We start from the raw sequence: 17529 nt of genomic DNA on the forward strand, positions 1-17529 counted from the left end.
CGTTAGCGGTCCCCCTCCCCGACATCAGGGAGCTCGTTGCGCCTCTATTTCTTCACGCCATAGGCGGCCATGAACACCCGCACGGCCGACTGCGCCACCTCGCGGATGCGCGCCTTGGTCGGCGGCGTGTTGTTGGCCATGAAGAACATCGGCTTCAGCAAGGGGCCGTGCGACATTTCCAGGAACTGGGCAGCGGCCAGCTCCGTATCGTCGATGTCGAGCTGGCCGGCGGCCACGCGCAGATCGAGATATTTCGCCAGTTGCTTGCGGGAATGGCCGGGGCCGGCATTGTAGAAATGCGCCCCGATATCGGGCATGCGCTCGGTGATACCCATCACGGCCCGCATCGCCGAGATGATGCGCGGCTGGCAGATGAAAGCGGTGATGGCGGCGGAAAGCTCCAGCAGCGTGCCTTCGACGTCGGGCGAATTATAGTCGAATTCGAAGATGCGCTCGACATGGGAAGAGCGTTCCTCGTCGACGATCGCCGCGAACAACCGCTCCTTGTTCTCGAAATAGACATAGAGAGTGCCCTTGGAGACGCCTGCCTCCTTGGCGATATCGTTCATGCTGGCGCCTTCGAAACCATGGGCCAGGAAGACACGACGAGCGCCATCGACGATCTGGCGGCATTTGGCATTGTCGGCGGCCGGTGGGTCGGTAGCCGGCTCTTTCGCAGGTGCCGGGCTTTCGGCGAGCATGACTGAAATCCCTCCAAAAATTGACTGAACCGTTCGGTTCGATTTTTATTGCGTATCGCAGCGCAACATGATAGTCAACGGAAACTGACTGAACCGTTCGGTTCGATCCTGACAGTCCCAGCCAGACGGTATTGATCTTGTCGACCGGAGCAAAGCGCGTTTCCACGGAAGCGCATTTTACTCCAAGCCTTTGTTCTAATGCATATTTGCGATCCTCGGCATAGCCACCCAAATCGTAGAATGCTCCGGGGCAAGATCAACACGGTCTGGTTTTGCAGGCAACTTTTTCGAGTTGTCCAGGGGCGTCTCACCTTCCGGTTGGGAGACCACGATGGACGCAGCTCGCGACCACAATGCCGTGCCGGGTGGCCAGGGCGCCACCGGCCCGGCCGATGCCACCGACAATGTCGTGACCTTGGAGCGCCAGCGTACCGACGCGCCGGCAGCGCCCGAGACGGGGAAGGCAGAGGCCCAGAAGGCCGAGGCTCCCGCGGCTCCGGTGCAATCCAAGCCCGCCGCGACGGCCGGCAAGAAGAAATCCAAGGCCCGCACCGTTCTGCCGATCCTGCTGGTCGTCGCCCTCGCGGCTGGCGGCTGGTATGGCTATGACTGGTGGACCAATGGCCGCTTCATGGTCGAGACCGATGACGCCTATGTGCAGGCCGATGTGTCGACCCTGGGCGTGAAGGTCTCGGGCTATGTCGACAGCGTGCCGGTGCAGAACGGCGACAGCGTCAAGGCTGGCGACGTCATCGTCAAGCTCGACGACACCGACTATCGCACCGCGCTCGAATCCGCCAAGGCCAAGCGCGCCACGCAGAACGCCACCATTGCCCGCATCGACCAGCAGGTCGTGGCCCAGCAGGCGGCGATCGAAACCGCCAATGCCGGCGTCGCCTCGGCCAAGGCGGGCATCGAGTCGGCCCAGGCCGGCGTCGCCTCCGCCAAGGCCGAAATCGTGCGCGCCAATGCCGCCTTCGATCGCGCCGACGCGCTGGCTGCCCGGGATTTCGGTTCCAAGGCCACGCTCGACCAAGCCACCGCTGACCGTGACAAGGCCAATGCCGGCCTTGCCAGCGCCAATGCCACCCTCACCAATGCCCAGGCGAGCCTGAACAGCGCCGAGGCCAATGTGATCGCGGCCAAGGCCAATCTCGCCGTGACGCAGGCCCAGAAGGACGAGGCCGAGCAGGGCGCCAAGGAACTCGACGTCGCCATTACCAAGGCGCAGAACGACCTCGACGCCACCGTGGTGCGCGCACCCACCGACGGCGTGGTCGGCAACCGCGCCGCCCAGCCAGGCCAGTATGTCTCGCCCGGCTCGCGCCTGATCGCCCTGGTGCCGCTCAAGAGCATCTATGTCGCCGCCAACTTCAAGGAAACCCAGCTCGCCCCGCTGGTTCCCGGCCAGAAGGTGGAAGTCTCGGTCGACTCCATGGACGGCGACACCTTCGAAGGCGTCGTCGGCAAGTTCTCGCCGGCCTCCGGCTCTGTCTTCAGCCTGCTGCCGCCCGAGAACGCCACCGGCAACTTCACCAAGATCACCCAGCGCGTGCCGGTGCGTATCGAGGTTCCCGCCGACATCGCTCTCAGCGGCAAGCTGCGTCCCGGCCTGTCGGTGGTGGTGACGGTCGACAGCCGCACCGGCCCGAAGGGGTAAGGTAAGGCAAGACAAGAGCCTTCTCCCCTTGCGGGAGAAGGTGGACCGGCGAAGCCGGGCCGGATGAGGGGTCGCGCCGCGCTCTCTCCGGCAAGGATGCGAGACCCCTCATCCGGCACTTCGTGCCACCTTCTCCCGCATGGGGAGAAGGCTATCTGCTTCCAAGGAGGCCGCCATGGCCACCGCAACAGCAACCGCCATACCGGTGCCCGCCGAAGAAACCATCGACAAGCGCAAGCTGATCGCCTTCCTGGCGATGGTGTTCGGCATGTTCATGGCGATCCTGGACATTCAGGTCGTCTCCGCCTCCCTGCCTCAGATCCAGGCCGGCCTCGGCGCCTCCGGCGACGAGATTCCCTGGGTGCAGACGGCCTATCTGGTGGCCGAAGTGGTGATGATCCCGCTCTCGGGCTTCCTCTCCCGCGCCTTTTCGACGCGCTGGACCTTCGCGGTCTCCTGCGCGGGCTTCACCGTCATGAGCTTCATGTGCGGCACCGCGACGAACATCAACGAGATGATCATCTACCGCGCGCTGCAGGGCTTCATCGGCGGCGGTATGATCCCCACCGTGTTCGCGGCCGCCTTCACCATCTTCCCGCGCTCCAAGCAGGCCATCGTCTCGCCGATGATCGGCCTGGTGGCGACGCTCGCCCCCACCATCGGCCCGACGGTCGGCGGCATCCTCACCGATGCGATCTCCTGGCACTGGCTGTTCTTCATCAATGTGGTGCCTGGTGTCATCGTCACGCTGATGACCTTCTCCATGGTCGACTTCGACGAGCCGGACCTGTCTCTGCTCAGCAATTTCGACTGGACCGGCCTGATCTCGATGGCGGTGTTCCTCGGCGGCCTCGAATATGCGCTGGAGGAAGGGCCGGGGCATGACTGGTTCGCCGAAACGCCGGTCCTGGTGATGTCCGTGCTCGCGGCCGTCGGTGCTGTAGTGTTCTTCGCCCGCGTGCTGCTGGCCAAACAGCCCATCGTCGATCTCTATGCCTTCAAGGACGGGAACTTCGCCACCGGCTCGCTGCTCTCCTTCGTGCTGGGCGTCGGCCTCTACGGCCTGACCTATCTTTTCCCGGTCTATCTTGCCGGCGTGCGCGGCTATGATTCCCGCATGATCGGCGAGACCATGTTCGTCACCGGCCTGTGCATGTTCTTCACCGCGCCGATCGCAGGCAACCTCACCCGCTTCGTCGATCCGCGCCTGATGATCGCCGGCGGTTTCATCGGCTTTGCGGCCGGCACCTGGATCATGACCGGCATCACGCATGACTGGGATTTCTACGAGATTCTGCTGCCGCAGATCCTGCGCGGCGTCTCCTTGATGATCTGCATGGTGCCGATCTCCAACATCGCGCTGGGCACCCTGCCCCCTGCCCGCATCAAGAACGCTTCCGGCCTGTTCAATTTGATGCGCAATCTCGGCGGCGCGGTCGGCCTTGCCATCATCAACACCGCCCTCAACAAGCGCCAGGACCTGCATCTGTCGCGCCTGGGCGAGGCGGTGAACTGGAGCCGCGACAATGTCATGCAGACCTATGAGAACATGAAGGCCGGTTTCGTGGCTTTCGGGGCGGCAGCCGACCAGATGACCGTCTCCAGGCTGGTCGGGCTGATGCGGCGCGAGGCACTTGTGATGGCGTTCTCCGACGTGTTCCTGCTGCTGACACTGCTGTTCGGCCTGCTCAGCTTCTCCATCTTCATGCTGAAGAAGCCGCAGATGGCGGGCGGCGGCGGGGGTGGCGGGCATTGAAGCCCGGAGAGCGGACATCCTGTCCGCTCTTAAAAACAAAGAACGGCCAGGATGTCCGCGCTCCAAACAGCCTTGCAACCACTGTCGATCCGGCCTAACCACGTCAGCCTGATCTTTTGAAAAACCGACAGGGTGAACCATGCCCGACGAAAACCGGGGAATGGAAGACGGCAATGTCATTGCCGTCATGCGCAAAGTAGGACAGGCGGCCCGTTCGGCCGCGCGGATCCTGGCGCTCGCCCCGGCCCCAGCCAAGAATGCCGCGCTCGAGGCGATGGCCAAGGCCATCCTCGCCAGTGAAGCCGCCATCCTCGCCGCCAATGCGCAGGATGTCGCCGATGCTCTGGCGCGCGGCCAGATCGCTTCCTATGTCGACCGCCTCACTCTCGACGAGAAGCGCGTCGCCGGCATCGCCCAGGCCATCCGCGAAGTCGCCGCCCAGCCCGATCCGGTCGGCCGGGTGCTGGCGAGCTGGACGCGGCCGAACGGCCTGGAATTCGAGCGCGTCTCCACCCCGCTCGGCGTCATCGGCGTGATCTTCGAAAGTCGCCCCAACGTGCTGGCCGATGCAGGTGCCCTCTGCCTCAAGGCCGGCAATGCCGCGATCCTGCGCGGCGGCTCGGAGAGCTTCCGCACCTGCAGCGAGATCGCCAAGGCCTTGCGCGCCGGCCTGCAAGCCGCCGGCCTGCCGGAGGCCGCCATCCAGATGGTGCCCACGCCCGACCGCTCCGCCGTCGGCGCCATGCTGGCCGGGCTCGACGGCAATCTCGACGTCTTGGTGCCGCGCGGCGGCAAGAATCTCGTCTCCCGGGTGCAGGCGGAGGCCCGCGTGCCGGTCTTCGCCCATCTGGAAGGCGTCAACCATACCTATGTCCATGCCGGCGCCGCGCTCGACATGGCCGTCGCCGTCGTGCTCAACGCCAAGATGCGTCGCACCGGCGTGTGCGGCGCCACCGAGACGCTGCTGGTCGACCAGGCCGTGGCGCCGGTCTTCCTCAAGCCACTGGTCAAGGCCCTGCTGGAGGCGGGCTGCGAGGTCCGCGGCGATTCGCGCACCCTTTCGGTCGATCCGCATGTGAAGCCGGCCGACGACACCGACTGGGCCACCGAATATCTCGACGCCATCATCTCGGTGAAGGTGGTCTCGGGCCTCGACGCGGCGCTCGCCCATATCGAACGCTACGGCTCGCACCATACCGACGCCATCGTCACCGACGACGAGGCTGCGGCAGCGCGTTTCCTGGCCGAGGTCGATTCGGCCATCGTACTGCACAACGCCTCCACCCAGTTCGCCGACGGTGGCGAATTCGGCTTCGGCGGCGAGATCGGCATCGCCACCGGCCGCATGCATGCGCGCGGGCCTGTCGGCGCCGAGCAGCTCTGCTCGTTCAAATATCGCGTGAAGGGCCAGGGTACGGTCAGGCCTTAATCTTGCTGGGACCGCCGGCTCCAGCCGGCCCTTCCCGCCAGCGTTGTGTATCCAAGAGCCGGCTGGAAGCCGGCGATCCCAGGGAACTGGCAATGGCGCCGCGCCATTGCTACATAGGGGGCGAGAGGTTTCCATGGCCCACCGCCACGCCCACGATCACGAGCCAGCACCGGTCTTCGCCGAACCAGGCCATGATCACAGCCATTGCAGCTCATCCGTGCTGGCGCGGGCGGAAAGCCTTTCGGCCGAACGCGGCGTCCGGCTGACCCAGATCCGCCGCCAGGTGCTGGAGGCTCTCGCCGCCACCCACCAGCCGATCGGTGCCTATGAGCTGATCGAAAAGCTGGAGGATGGCGAGGGCAAGCGCCCGGCGCCGATCACCATCTATCGCGCCCTCGACTTCCTGCTCGAACAGGGCTTTGCCCATCGCATCGAGAGCCGCAACGCCTTCATCGCCTGTGCGCACGACCACAAGGACGGCAGCGTGGTGATGTTCCTGATCTGCGAGAGCTGTGGCACGGTGGGCGAGGCGGAGTCGGACACCGTCGGCAAGGCCCTGGCCACCGCTGCCGGTGCCATCGGGTTCACCCCCCGCGGCCAGGTCATCGAGCTCGCCGGCATCTGCCGCCACTGCCGTGAAAAGACGCAGGCCTAGCGCAGCTTCTTTCCGGGTGCGCGGACGTAGCCGCGCAATCGGCTTTGCCGATTGTCGCGATAGCTGCTCTTGGAAGCGCCAGGGTCAGACAAAGGAAAAGGCGGACGCAGCCGCTTGACTCTCCACTTGGTGGAGCCCGTAGAACCCGCCGCATGAGCGAGAAAACCTACACCATCGGCGAACTCTCCAGGCTGAGCGGCATCGCCGTCCGGCGCATCCGCTTCTATTCCGACAAGGGCCTCCTGCCGCCGACCGCACGCGCCGGGAGCGGCTACCGCGTCTATTCGGAAGCGGACCGGGCCCGGCTCGATCTCATCCTCGCTCTGCGCGATGCCGGCGTGAAGCTCGGCGACATCGCGCGCCTCATCGCCCGCCGCCTCGGCCTCACAGACGTCCTGGCCCTGCGCCTCGACGCCATCGAGGTCGAGATCGCCGCCAAGCGCCGCATCGCCGCGGCCTTGCGCGCCACGCTGAGGCTCGCCGATCCCACCCCGCAAGATCTGAGGAGACTTTGGACCGTGACCGCCCTTTCCCAGACCCAGTTCCGCACCGCCATCGAAGCGTTCTATGCCGAAGCCGGCTCCGATGCCCGCATGGACCCGGCCTGGCGCGACAAGATGATCGCCGCCGCCACGCCCGACCTGCCCGACGATCCCACGACGGCCCAGTTCGATGCCTGGACCGAACTGATGGGCATGCTCACCGACAGGCACTATAGGGACGAGATGCAGGCCAGCATGCGCGAATTATGGCATGACGGCTTCGACCCCGCCGCCTACCGCCAGGCCTCGGACCAGACCTTCGCGCAGGTTCGAGCCGCCATGGACAAGGGCATAGCGCCGGATTCGGATACCGGCCGTGCCATCGCCGAGGCATGGCTGGAGAGCTCGGCCCGGGCCATGAAGAAAGAGCCGGATGCGGCCTTTCTCGACTGGCAGCTCGAGCAATATCGCAAGCACCATGCCCGCTCGCGGCGCTATCTGGAGCTGATGGCGATCCTGCGCGGCGATCCGCCCGGCCAGTTGGCGGCCAGCGAATGGGGCTGGATCGTCGAGGCCCTGTCGCGCCGGTTGTGAATTATACCAGCGTGCAAAATTCGTGACCTGTCATCCCCGGCGGGGTCGAAGACCCCGGGAAGGGGATCCAGTGGCCAGCGAGCGCGATTTACTGCCCCTGGATCCCAGTCACAAGCAAGACTTGTGACGATACCCTCGCGAAGCTCGGCCGGGGATGACAGGTCAAGCTTTATGAGGCCTGGTATTAGACACCCCCCTTTCAGGGTGTTGATGTGTGAAGTTCGGACGAGCGGCGAAACCCCTCATCCGCCCCTTCGGGGCACCTTCTCCCGCAGGGGGAGAAGGCGATCGGCTGGCGTTGCGGCTGACGAAATGATCCCTTCTCCCCTTGCGGGAGAAGGTGCCGGCAGGCGGATGAGGGGTCGTAGTGCCCTATCCCAGCCTTTTCGCGGTTCGTTCCAAACACCTTGAAAGGGGTGGGTATTAGACACGCCGTCATCCCGCGCGGATGGCGGCGATCAGGGCGCGCAGCCCGGCCGAGACGTGGCGGTGCCCGGGATAATAGAGGCATAGCCCCGGAAAAGCCGGGCACCAGTCGTCGAGAATGCGTTCGAGGCGCCCGTCCGCCAGGGCGCCCACCACCAGATGATCGGGCACGAAGGCGATGCCGATGCCCTGGATCGCCGCCTCGACCATCAGGGGTTGGTCGGTCAGCGTGAGCGGCCCCGTGACGTTGATCGTCTCCGTCATGCCGTGACGCTCGAATTCCCAGCGATAGATCGCGCCACTGTCGAAGCGAAAGCGGATGCAGGCGTGGCGATGCAGGTCCTGCGGCACTGCCGGCCGGCCATGGGCCGCGAAATAGCCCGGCGACGCTACCGCGGCAAAGCGTGCCGTCTCGGTGAGGCGGACCGCAATCATGTCCTGCGGCACCGCCTCAGCCAGCCTGATACCGGCATCGAAGCCATCGGCCACGACGTCGCTTAGCCGGCCGTCGCTGACGATATCGAGATGGACCTGCGGATAGTCCCTGGCAAAGCGTGCCAGCACCGGCAGCAGCACGAGGCGGATCGCGCCCTCGCTGGAATTGATCCGCACCGTCCCGCTGGGCGCCTCGCGAAAATCGTCGACCACCTGCAGCGCCTCGGCGATCGAGGACACCGCCGGCCTGAGCTTGGCGGCGAGACGTTCCCCCGCATCGGTGAGGGAGACGCTGCGGGTCGTGCGGTTGAACAGGCGAACGTCGAGGCGCTGTTCGAGACTCTTGACCGAATGGCTGACCGCCGAGGGCGTGACGTCGAGCTCGATCGCCGCCGCTCGGAAACTGCGATGGGCGGCAACCGAGAGGAACACGGCGAGTGCGAAGAGATCGCCGCTCTTTAATTGATGAATATCTCTCATCTCAACATCAAGAATTGGCGAGATTGTTGCAGCAGTCAAGCTTCCTTAGGGTGGTTCCCGGATCTCGATCATCGAGAACGGAGGAAGACCATGTCGAAGAAAATCCTGATCATCGGCGCCAGTTCCGGTTTCGGCCGCGGCGCTGCGATCGAGCTGGCCCGCCAGGGGCACCAAGTCGTCGCGACCGCCGAATCCTGGCCCCTGGTGCGCAGCCTGCGCGCCGACGCCGCGGCCGCGGGCGTCAAGCTCGAGGTCATCAAGCTCAACCTCCTCGACGACATCGATATCGCGCATGCCGCGGGTTATGATCCCGACATCCTCGTGCTCAATGCCGGCGTGATGGAAAGCGGCTCCGTCATCGACATCCCGATGCAACGCGTGCGTGAATCGTTCGAAATCAACGTCTTTGGCCATATCAGGCTGGCGCAGGGCATCGTCCCGAAGATGGTGGCGCGCAAGGCCGGCAAGGTGGTGTGGACCTCCTCGATGGGCGGCATCCTCGTCATCCCCTTCGTCGGCGCCTATTGCGCCACCAAGCATGCCATCGAGGCCATCGCCGGCTCGATGAGGGCCGAGCTGGCGCCCTATGGCGTCAAGGTCGCGACCGTGAACCCGGGCGTGTTCGGCACCGGCTTCAACGACACCGGTGCGGAGAGCCATACCCAGTGGTACGACGCCGGCAGCGTGGTCGTGCCCATGCCGGACTTCGCCAGCGCCCTCGCGGACCAGAACGATCCGCAGGAGATGATCGATGCCATGGTCGAGATCATTCCGGCCGAGGAGCATCTCTATCGCACCATGCGCCCCCTCGACACCATCAAGGCCGCCAGGCAATGGCAGGAAACCGAGTGGAGCCAGAATGCCTGAGATCACGCTCGAAGACGCGCATGGCGTCGTCGCCAAGGCGCGCACCGCCGCGGAGAAGACTGGCATGAAGGCGGTCTTCGCCGTGCTCGACAAGGGCGCCAACCTGGTGGCCTTCTCCCGCATGGACGGCGCCTGGCTGGCAGCGAATGAGCTTGCCATCGCCAAGGCCCGGACCTCGGTGATGTTCCAGGCTCCAACCGCTGCCCTGAGCACACCGTTGAAAATCGGGGAACCGCTCCTGCATTTCGACCATATCCACCATGGCGGCCTGCTGCTGGTGGGGGGCGGCGAGCCCTTGTTCGACGTTGAGGGAGCCCTGATCGGTGGCCTGGGGGGTTCGGGCGGCAGCCCGGAGCAAGACGCGGCCATCGCCCGCTCGGCGATCGAGCAACAGAGCTGACGGCGCCTCCCGATCCGTCGGAAATCACGCTTCGGAGCGCGGACAGGATGTCCGCGCTCCGATTACTCCCGAGCAAGGTCGGAGCTGCGCTCGACCAGGTCCTTGATGTCCTGGCCGAGCTGCTCGAAGCCGAAGCGCAGGGCGTAGAGGCGGCCGACCTCCTCGCTTTGCAGGTCCCGCAGCACGCCGGCGCCGCGCAGCTTGTCCATGGCGGCGACATAGGCGGAAAGGCTGGCATCGAAACCCGCGGCATCCGGCCCGAGATAGCCGCGCCGCAGGGCTTCGGCGATGCCGCGCAGCAGGCCGACGGTCGCGTCCCGCATCGCCTCCAGAGGCTCCGTGAGGGTCGGCGCCACCCGCTCCGGCAAAGCGCGCACGCAGACGCGGGCGATGATGACGAGATCGTGCCGGACACGGTAGAGCGTGCGGGCCATCGGCTCGGGATCGATGGCATGGCTGAGATGGGCGCTGCGCTCGCGCACCGTCTCCTCGACGGCGGCATCGATCTGGCGCAGGCTCGCACGGATGCGCTTGTTGATGCCGGCAAGCTCCGGCCGGCCCTTGCCGTCGAGGAGGCTGCCGGTCAGGGCAAGCAGGAGCTCGGCATTGAGATCGGCCACGCGTGCGGCCGCGGCGGCAAGCGCGCCCTGCGCCCGCGCCGGTAAAACGAACAGGGCGACGCCGACGCCGACGATGATGCCGAGCGCAATCTCCGCCACGCGCTCGGCGGCATAGGCATAGGGCGGCAGCAGCGTGCCGCCCGCCGGGATCAACACGATCAGCGCCGTGATGGGTGCCACCCGGAAGCTCGGCCTGAGCGCCGAGGCCACCGCCATCGGCGCCACGGCGGTCAGTACCGCAAGGCCCAGCGCGACATTGCCCTCATGGTGCGGCAGCACCACCGACACCACCGCGCCCCACAGGGCCCCCAGCAGCGTCCCGGCCATCCGGTCCATCGCCGCCTTGACCGAGCCGCCGAGGCTTGCCTGCATGACGATGATGGAGGTGATCACCGCCCAGCTCGACTGGGAAAGGTCCACCAGCTTGACCGCAACGAAAGTCAGGCCTGCCGCCACCGTGACGCGCACGGCCAGGGCCAGTTCCATGCGCTTGGCCGCGAACCATTTGAACAGGCGAGCCGTGGCACCAGCGCCGATCATCATCAACCCATCACATCCTTTGCAAGATGCGATGGTAGAAAGGTTCGAGCGGAGCGCAAGGGCCGGCTCTCTGATCGTGGGGGGCGGGTCTTCAGACCCGCCGTCTCGGCTCTGCTGGCGGCGTGGTTCCAGGCCGGTCCGAAGACCGGCCCCCCAAGACCTTGACGTGCCAGCCGGTGAGGTCCATGTCATCCCCAAACGAAACCAGCGGTGCCCGATGATCCCGTCCTATGCGCGCTTTGGCCTGATGTCCCGTCGCCCTACCGTTCCCGTCGATGTCGGCGGCGTCCTGGTCGGCGGCGGCGCGCCCATCGTGGTGCAATCGATGACCAACACCGACACGGCCGATATCGACGGCACGGTACGGCAGGTCGCGGCATTGGCCCGTGCCGGCTCTGAAATGGTGCGCATCACGGTCGATCGCGACGAGGCCGCCGCCGCGGTGCCGCGCATCAAGGAAAGGCTGATGCGCATCGGCGTGACCACGCCGATCATCGGGGATTTCCACTATATCGGCCACAAGCTCCTGGCCGACCATCCCGCCTGTGCGCAGGCGCTCGACAAATACCGCATCAATCCCGGCAATGTCGGCTTCAAGGACAAGCGCGACCGCCAGTTCGGCGCCATCATCGAGATGGCGATGCGCCACGACAAGCCGGTGCGCATCGGCGCGAACTGGGGCTCGCTCGACCAGGAGCTGCTCACCCATCTGATGGACGAGAACGCCAGGAGCGAGGCGCCGGTCGACGCCCGCACAGTGACCTGGGAGGCGCTGGTACAGTCGGCCCTGCTCTCGGCCGATCGTGCGGTGGAGATGGGCCTGCCCAAATCCCGCATCATCATCTCGGCCAAGGTCTCGGCGGTGCAGGATCTCATCGCGGTCTACAACGAGATGGCCAGCCGTTCCGACTATGCCCTGCATCTCGGCCTCACCGAGGCCGGCATGGGCTCGAAAGGCATCGTCGCCTCGGCCGCCGCCCTCTCGCCGCTGCTGCAGGCCGGCATCGGCGACACCATCCGCGTCTCGCTCACGCCCGAGCCCGGCGGCGATCGCACCCAGGAAGTCAAGGTCTCCCAGGAGATCCTGCAGGTGATGGGCATCCGCACCTTCGTGCCGCTGGTGGCCGCCTGCCCCGGCTGCGGCCGCACCACCTCGACCGTGTTCCAGGAACTCGCCCAGAGCATCCAGGGCTTCATCGTCGAGTCCATGCCGGACTGGAAGACACGCTATCCGGGCGTCGAGACGCTGAAGGTCGCGGTGATGGGCTGCATCGTCAACGGCCCCGGCGAGAGCAAGCATGCCGATATCGGCATTTCCCTGCCCGGCACCGGCGAGACGCCGACCGCACCGGTGTTCATCGACGGCCAGAAGGCCGCAACCCTGCGCGGCCCCAGCATCGCCGACGAATTCAAGCAGATGGTGATCGATTATATCGAGAACCGCTATGGCGTCAGGCCGGCGGCGGAGTAATTGCCGGGAACTGTTCCCAGGCTTACCGGTATCGGTCGATCAGATCCCACGCCGAGAAAGCGCCGTTGTTTCCTTTGCCTCGCCCGGTATTGCCGTCGAGCACGCCGATATCCCGCAGCAAATGATCCGAAAGATCATAGGGACCGATGAAGCGGGGCCTGATGAATGTCTCATTCGGCTTGGCCACGCGTTCGCTATCCGCATGACCGCAATAAGACTGCCCTATGCGATTGAATTGAACGGCCGTCATGGCCAAGTCTCCTGTGCGGCAATTAGAGATATCTGACAGGGATATTCCCATTCCGCGCGGGATGTGGCTAATTGAAGCTCGATTTGGAGCCATAAAACAGGCTTATCGTAAATGACCCTTCCGCTTCCGCCCCTCACCGCCATCCGGGTGTTCGAGGCCGTGGCTCGGCACCAGAGCTTCACGCGTGCCGCCAACGAACTCGGCATGACCCAGGCCGCCGTCTCCTATCAAATCAAGCTGCTGGAAGAGCGCTTCGGCGCACCGCTTTTCTTGCGTCGCCCGAAACAGGTCGAGCTTACGGAAGCCGGCCAGCGCCTGGCACCGGCGGTGAGCGAAGCCTTCTCCCTGCTCGCCCAGGCCTATGCCTCGGCGCGCGGCGATGCGGAGGGGGTGCTCACGGTCACGGCCTCGATCACCTTCGCCACGACCTGGCTGGCCCGCCATGTCGGCGCCTTCCAGATCCGCTACCCTTCCCTGGCCGTGCGGATCGACGCCATCAACCAAGCAGTCGACTTTGCACGCAGCGACATCGATCTCGCCATCCGCCATGGCGACGGCAACTGGCCGGGCCTGTGCAGCCATCGCCTACTATCGGGTGAATACTCCCCCATGCTCAGCCCGAAGCTCGCCGCCACCATCGGCGGCGTGAAGCAGCCAGCCGATCTCCTGCGCCTGCCACTGCTCGATCCCGGCGACACGTGGTGGGACGATTGGTTCGACCTCGTCAAAGTCGCCCGCCGCCCCGGGGGCCCTTCGCGCAGCGAAGTGCAGTCCGCACCGCCAATCACGCGCGGGCAGGATCGCTTCGGCGGTGTCCATCGCGGGCCCGTGGAGATTCCCTGCATCGGCTCACAGGCCTTCGTCGGAACCGCCGCACTCGACGGCCAGGGCGTCGCCATCCTCTCCTGCGCCCTCTGGGCCCAGGATCTGGCGGAAGGGCGGCTGATCCAGCCCTTTCATCAAGTCGCCGGCGAACATTCCTTCTACCTGGTCTATCCCGAAGCCCGCCGCAACCTGCCGAAGATTCGCGTCTTCCGCGACTGGATCCTGGAGGAGGTCGGCAGGACCGCCAGCCTCGGCAACCGGGGTGAAGAGGCCATGGCGTCTTAAGACGATCAAGAAGCCGCTTTCCTTCCGCCCCCCTCTCTATCGATAGCGATCGATCAGAGCGCGGGCGCTGGCGTCAGGCTCAGGCCGATCGTTCTTCGCATGGCCATCGATAACACCGATGTCGCACAACAGGTGATCGGAGAGCTCACGCAGCGCCTCCCTCAATAAGGCTGGCCGATGGACCGGCTGCGTTTCGCCATGCCCCGTATCGGCCCTATATGAATAAGCTTGCCCTATACGTTCTATCCGCGCCACTATCATGGCTAAATCTCCAGATCGGCCCTGCTTTTGGCCGTTTCATCCGGAGATTTTCCATGAATTTCGGGTTCTGACGAATTGAAGCTCAAGCAGTACCCATAAAGAGAGCTGATGCATCGTGAGCACTTTGCTGCCGCCGCTGGCCGCTATCCGGGTCTTCGAGGCCGTGGCGCGGCATCTGAGCTTCACCCGTGCGGCCGCCGAGCTCGGCATGACCCAGGCTGCCGTCTCCTACCAGATCAAGCTCCTGGAGGAACGTTTCGGCGGGCCGCTCTTCCTGCGCAAGCCGCGCCAGATCGAGCTCAGCGCAGCCGGCCAGCGCCTGGCGCCGGCGATCACCGACGCCTTCGCCCTGATGGCGGAGGCCTATGCGGCGGCCCGCGGCGGCGTCGAGGGTGTGCTGACCGTCTGCGCCAAGGTGAGTTTCGCCACCAGCTGGCTTGCCCGCCATATCGGCGCCTTCCAGCTCGCCCACCCCACTTTGGCAGTCCGTATCGAGGCGACCGACCGTGCCATCGACTTCACCCGTGAAGAAACCGATGTTGCCATCTTCTTTGGCACCGGGGACTGGCCCGGCCTGCAGGCCCACCGCCTGCTCCCGGGGGACTACACGCCCATGCTCAGCCGCAACCTCGTCGCTCGTCTCGGCCCGCATTACACGCCGGCCGATCTTTTGCGCATCCCCCTTCTCGATCCCGGCGATTACTGGTGGCGCGAATGGTTCGAAGCAGCCGGCGTCAGCTATGAAATGCCCAAGCTCGTCTACAATCTCAGCAGCCAGGCGGTGATCAACGCGGCGGCCAAGGCTGGACAGGGAGCTGCCATCCTCTCGACCGCCCTTTACGACGACGACCTCGCCGAGGGCCGGCTGATCCAGCCTTTCGAGCTGGTACTGCCGAGCGATCGGGCCTTTTACCTCGTCTATCCCGAAATGCGCCGCAACCAGCCCAAGATCCGCACTTTCCGCGACTGGATCCTGGCGGAGCTGGCTGATACAGCGGGGTAGAACGCTAGGCCTCCCCCTTGCAGGCTATCGGCTGCACACATCTCAATATTGGCAGTATTGAGCGCGGGTAATCCTTCCCCGGCTTCGGGGAAGGATTTCTTGCGCCTTTTCTTGCCACGTCGAGATGTGTGAATCCGATAGCCCGCAAGGCGGAAGGTTCTCACGCCTATTTCGGCCTGAGCCCGCGGCGGCGGACCGGCTCGGGCGCCGGCTGCACCAGTTCCGGCGGCGTCGGGCTGAGAGGTCCCCGATAGCCGAGAGCCGCAAGGTGCTCGCCCATATGGTCCGGCGGCGCTGCTTCCGCCGTGACGGCCGGCTTCTTGGGCAGGATCGGCACGCTCACGCCTCGGGCATGCAGATGCAGCACCGGGCCGCCCTCGCGCGGCGCGCTGCCATAGATCGGATCGCCGACGATCGGAAAGCCGGAGGCGGCGCAATGCAGGCGCAGCTGATGGGTACGGCCGGTGCGCGGCTTCAGCTCCAGCCAGGTATGTTCCCCGGCCCGACCCAGCACACGGAAATCAGTCTGTGCCGGCAAGCCGTCCTCGGCCGGCTTCATCCACCAGCCGCGCTCGGGCGACCGCCGGGCGATCGGCATGTCGATCAGGCCACTGTCCTCGGTCGGGCCGCCCTCGACCACCGCCCAATAGGTCTTCTCGACGCCGCCCTTGGCGAAGAGATCGTTGAGAGTGCGCAGGGGCCTGGCATGCCGCCCGAGCACCAGGCAGCCGGACGTATCCTTGTCGAGCCGATGCGCCAGCTCCGGATTGCGAGGCAGGCCGAAGCGCAGTTGCTCCAGCATGGCCGTGAGATTGGGCCCGCCTTTCGGCCCCGCATGCACGGGCAGGCCGGCAGGCTTGTCGAGGATCAGGATCAGGGCGTCGCGGTGAATGAGCCGCGTGGTCAAATCGAGCGATATCATCGCTTAGCGCTATCGTGATCGGGCATTGTCGGCTAGAGGTTCCTTCAACATGAGACCATTTTTCGGTGGCAGGTTGGCCACCCAAGAGCAAAACGCGTCGACGACCGAGCGCATTTTGCTCTAACTTCTTGTTTTGACGCGTCTTTGCGATTCTCGGCGATTCCGCCTGATCGCAAAACGCTTTTGGGATTCAGACCGTTTCGATGACTGAGAGCGACAAGCAAAAGCCCGGCTTCTTTTCACGGCTGTTCGGGCGAGGCGCCACGACGCCGGAAACCGAGACCAGGCCCGAGCCAGCCGCTGAGCAGGCGACGCCGGCTCCCGTCGAGGAATCCGGCACGGCGCCAGAACCGGCACAGGCGCCGCTCGAGGCCCTGATCGAACCCGTGCCCCTGGCCGCGGCCGAATTGATCGTTCCCCTGGAGCCCGGGTCGCCTGCACCACCAACTCCTGCGCCGCCAGCTCCTGCGCCGGCACCGCCTCCCGCACCGGAGCCGTCTCCAGCTCCGCGCACCAGCGAGCCGGCCCCGCCGCCCGCGCCCGCCGAGAAGAAATCCTGGTGGCGCCGCCTGCGCGACGGCCTGTCGCGTTCGTCCAACGCCATCAGCCGCGGCATCACCGACATCGTGCTCAAGCGCAAGCTCGATGCCACCACGCTCGAGGAGCTGGAGGACGTCCTGATCCAGGCCGATCTCGGCGTCGACGTCTCCACCCGTATCGCCGCCGCGATCGGCAAGGGGCGCTTCGATCGCCAGATCTCGCCAGAGGAGGTTCACCAGGTCCTGGCCAGCGAGGTCGAGGCCATCCTCACCCCGGTGGCCAAGCCCCTGGAGATCGACCGGTCCCACAAGCCCTTCGTTCTCCTGATGGTCGGCGTCAACGGCTCGGGCAAGACCACCACCATCGGCAAGCTCGCCGCCAAGTTCAGCGCCGACGGCCTCAAGGTGACGCTAGCGGCCGGCGACACCTTCCGCGCCGCCGCCATCGAGCAGCTCAAGGTCTGGGCCGAGCGCACCCGCTCGCCCATCGTGGCTCGCGAGCAGGGTGCCGATTCCGCGGGTCTCGCCTTCGACGCCCTCAAGGCCGCGCAGGAAAACGGTTCCGACGTGCTGCTGATCGACACCGCCGGGCGGCTGCAGAACAAGGCCCAGTTGATGGACGAGCTCGCCAAGGTGGTGCGCGTGATCAGGAAGATCGACGCGAGCGCGCCCCACGCGGTGCTGCTGGTGCTCGACGCTACCGTCGGCCAGAACGCCATCTCGCAGACCGAGATCTTCGGCAAGACCGCTGGCGTCACCGGCCTGGTGATGACCAAGCTCGATGGCACGGCGCGCGGCGGCATCTTGGTGGCCTTGGCCGCCAAATTCGGCCTGCCCGTGCATTACATCGGCGTCGGCGAGGGCATCGATGACCTCGAACCCTTCTCTGCCCGGGACTTCTCCCGCGCCATTGCCGGGATGGAGTGAG

At 65.6% G+C, this 17529-nt stretch carries 16 protein-coding genes; 11 read left to right on the forward strand and 5 right to left on the reverse strand.

Annotated features, from left to right (window positions below; translation table 11 throughout):
• Positions 1-44 precede the first annotated feature (44 nt).
• Positions 45-701, reverse strand: coding sequence for a TetR/AcrR family transcriptional regulator (locus ABXS05_RS26550; protein ID WP_311935882.1), 657 nt, complete (start codon positions 699-701; stop codon positions 45-47).
• A gap of 331 nt (positions 702-1032) precedes the next feature.
• Between ABXS05_RS26550 and ABXS05_RS26555 the strand changes: the two genes are divergently transcribed.
• The 5 genes from ABXS05_RS26555 to ABXS05_RS26575 all read left to right on the forward strand — a co-directional run bounded on the left by ABXS05_RS26555 (position 1033) and on the right by ABXS05_RS26575 (position 7277).
• On the forward strand, positions 1033-2361 hold the full coding sequence (locus ABXS05_RS26555; protein WP_367625934.1) for an HlyD family secretion protein: 1329 nt from the start codon (positions 1033-1035) through the stop codon (positions 2359-2361).
• Positions 2362-2536: 175 nt separating this feature from the next.
• Positions 2537-4117 carry a DHA2 family efflux MFS transporter permease subunit gene (locus ABXS05_RS26560; RefSeq protein ID WP_311935877.1) on the forward strand — a complete coding sequence of 527 codons (1581 nt, stop codon included), beginning with the start codon at positions 2537-2539 and terminating at the stop codon, positions 4115-4117.
• A gap of 139 nt (positions 4118-4256) precedes the next feature.
• Complete coding sequence (locus tag ABXS05_RS26565) at positions 4257-5546, forward strand: glutamate-5-semialdehyde dehydrogenase (RefSeq protein ID WP_367625935.1); 1290 nt, start codon at positions 4257-4259, stop codon at positions 5544-5546.
• A gap of 133 nt (positions 5547-5679) precedes the next feature.
• On the forward strand, positions 5680-6201 hold the full coding sequence (locus ABXS05_RS26570) for a transcriptional repressor (protein WP_367625936.1): 522 nt from the start codon (positions 5680-5682) through the stop codon (positions 6199-6201).
• A 152-nt stretch (positions 6202-6353) separates the two neighbouring features.
• On the forward strand, positions 6354-7277 hold the full coding sequence (locus ABXS05_RS26575; protein ID WP_367625937.1) for a MerR family transcriptional regulator: 924 nt from the start codon (positions 6354-6356) through the stop codon (positions 7275-7277).
• 435 nt (positions 7278-7712) lie between these two features.
• Here ABXS05_RS26575 and ABXS05_RS26580 read toward each other — a convergent pair whose 3' ends face one another.
• Positions 7713-8618 (reverse strand): LysR family transcriptional regulator, encoded by a 906-nt coding sequence (locus ABXS05_RS26580; protein WP_367625938.1) that lies wholly within the window; start codon positions 8616-8618, stop codon positions 7713-7715.
• 90 nt (positions 8619-8708) lie between these two features.
• On the opposite strand from ABXS05_RS26580, the gene ABXS05_RS26585 reads away from it, so the two are divergent.
• Together ABXS05_RS26585 and ABXS05_RS26590 are read left to right on the forward strand one after the other, a co-directional pair.
• Entirely contained in the window at positions 8709-9485 is a 777-nt protein-coding gene (locus ABXS05_RS26585; RefSeq protein ID WP_367625939.1) for an SDR family oxidoreductase, read from the forward strand.
• Positions 9478-9885 (forward strand): GlcG/HbpS family heme-binding protein, encoded by a 408-nt coding sequence (locus tag ABXS05_RS26590; RefSeq protein ID WP_367625940.1) that lies wholly within the window; start codon positions 9478-9480, stop codon positions 9883-9885. Before ABXS05_RS26585 ends, ABXS05_RS26590 begins: the two co-directional genes overlap by 8 nt.
• Positions 9886-9947: 62 nt before the next feature.
• Here ABXS05_RS26590 and ABXS05_RS26595 read toward each other — a convergent pair whose 3' ends face one another.
• Entirely contained in the window at positions 9948-11048 is a 1101-nt protein-coding gene (locus tag ABXS05_RS26595) for an FUSC family protein (RefSeq protein ID WP_367625941.1), read from the reverse strand.
• A gap of 214 nt (positions 11049-11262) precedes the next feature.
• Here ABXS05_RS26595 and ispG point away from each other — a divergent pair, with 214 nt between their 5' ends.
• Complete coding sequence (ispG, locus tag ABXS05_RS26600; RefSeq protein ID WP_437178699.1) at positions 11263-12516, forward strand: flavodoxin-dependent (E)-4-hydroxy-3-methylbut-2-enyl-diphosphate synthase; 1254 nt, start codon at positions 11263-11265, stop codon at positions 12514-12516.
• Between the two features lie 22 nt (positions 12517-12538).
• On the opposite strand, the gene ABXS05_RS26605 is transcribed toward ispG, so the two are convergent.
• Complete coding sequence (locus tag ABXS05_RS26605; RefSeq protein WP_367625942.1) at positions 12539-12772, reverse strand: hypothetical protein; 234 nt, start codon at positions 12770-12772, stop codon at positions 12539-12541.
• Positions 12773-12877: 105 nt separating this feature from the next.
• On the opposite strand from ABXS05_RS26605, the gene ABXS05_RS26610 reads away from it, so the two are divergent.
• Entirely contained in the window at positions 12878-13876 is a 999-nt protein-coding gene (locus tag ABXS05_RS26610; RefSeq protein ID WP_367625943.1) for a LysR substrate-binding domain-containing protein, read from the forward strand.
• Between the two features lie 376 nt (positions 13877-14252).
• Positions 14253-15140 (forward strand): LysR substrate-binding domain-containing protein, encoded by an 888-nt coding sequence (locus ABXS05_RS26615; RefSeq protein ID WP_311935841.1) that lies wholly within the window; start codon positions 14253-14255, stop codon positions 15138-15140.
• Between the two features lie 166 nt (positions 15141-15306).
• Here ABXS05_RS26615 and ABXS05_RS26620 read toward each other — a convergent pair whose 3' ends face one another.
• Positions 15307-16062, reverse strand: coding sequence for an RluA family pseudouridine synthase (locus tag ABXS05_RS26620; protein ID WP_367625944.1), 756 nt, complete (start codon positions 16060-16062; stop codon positions 15307-15309).
• A gap of 203 nt (positions 16063-16265) precedes the next feature.
• Between ABXS05_RS26620 and ftsY the strand changes: the two genes are divergently transcribed.
• Complete coding sequence (gene ftsY, locus ABXS05_RS26625; protein ID WP_367625945.1) at positions 16266-17528, forward strand: signal recognition particle-docking protein FtsY; 1263 nt, start codon at positions 16266-16268, stop codon at positions 17526-17528.
• The last annotated feature ends 1 nt before the right edge of the window (position 17529 follow it).

It is taken from the genome of Labrys neptuniae (assembly GCF_040797145.1).
GTDB classification, from domain to species: Bacteria; Pseudomonadota; Alphaproteobacteria; order Rhizobiales; family Labraceae; genus Labrys; species Labrys neptuniae.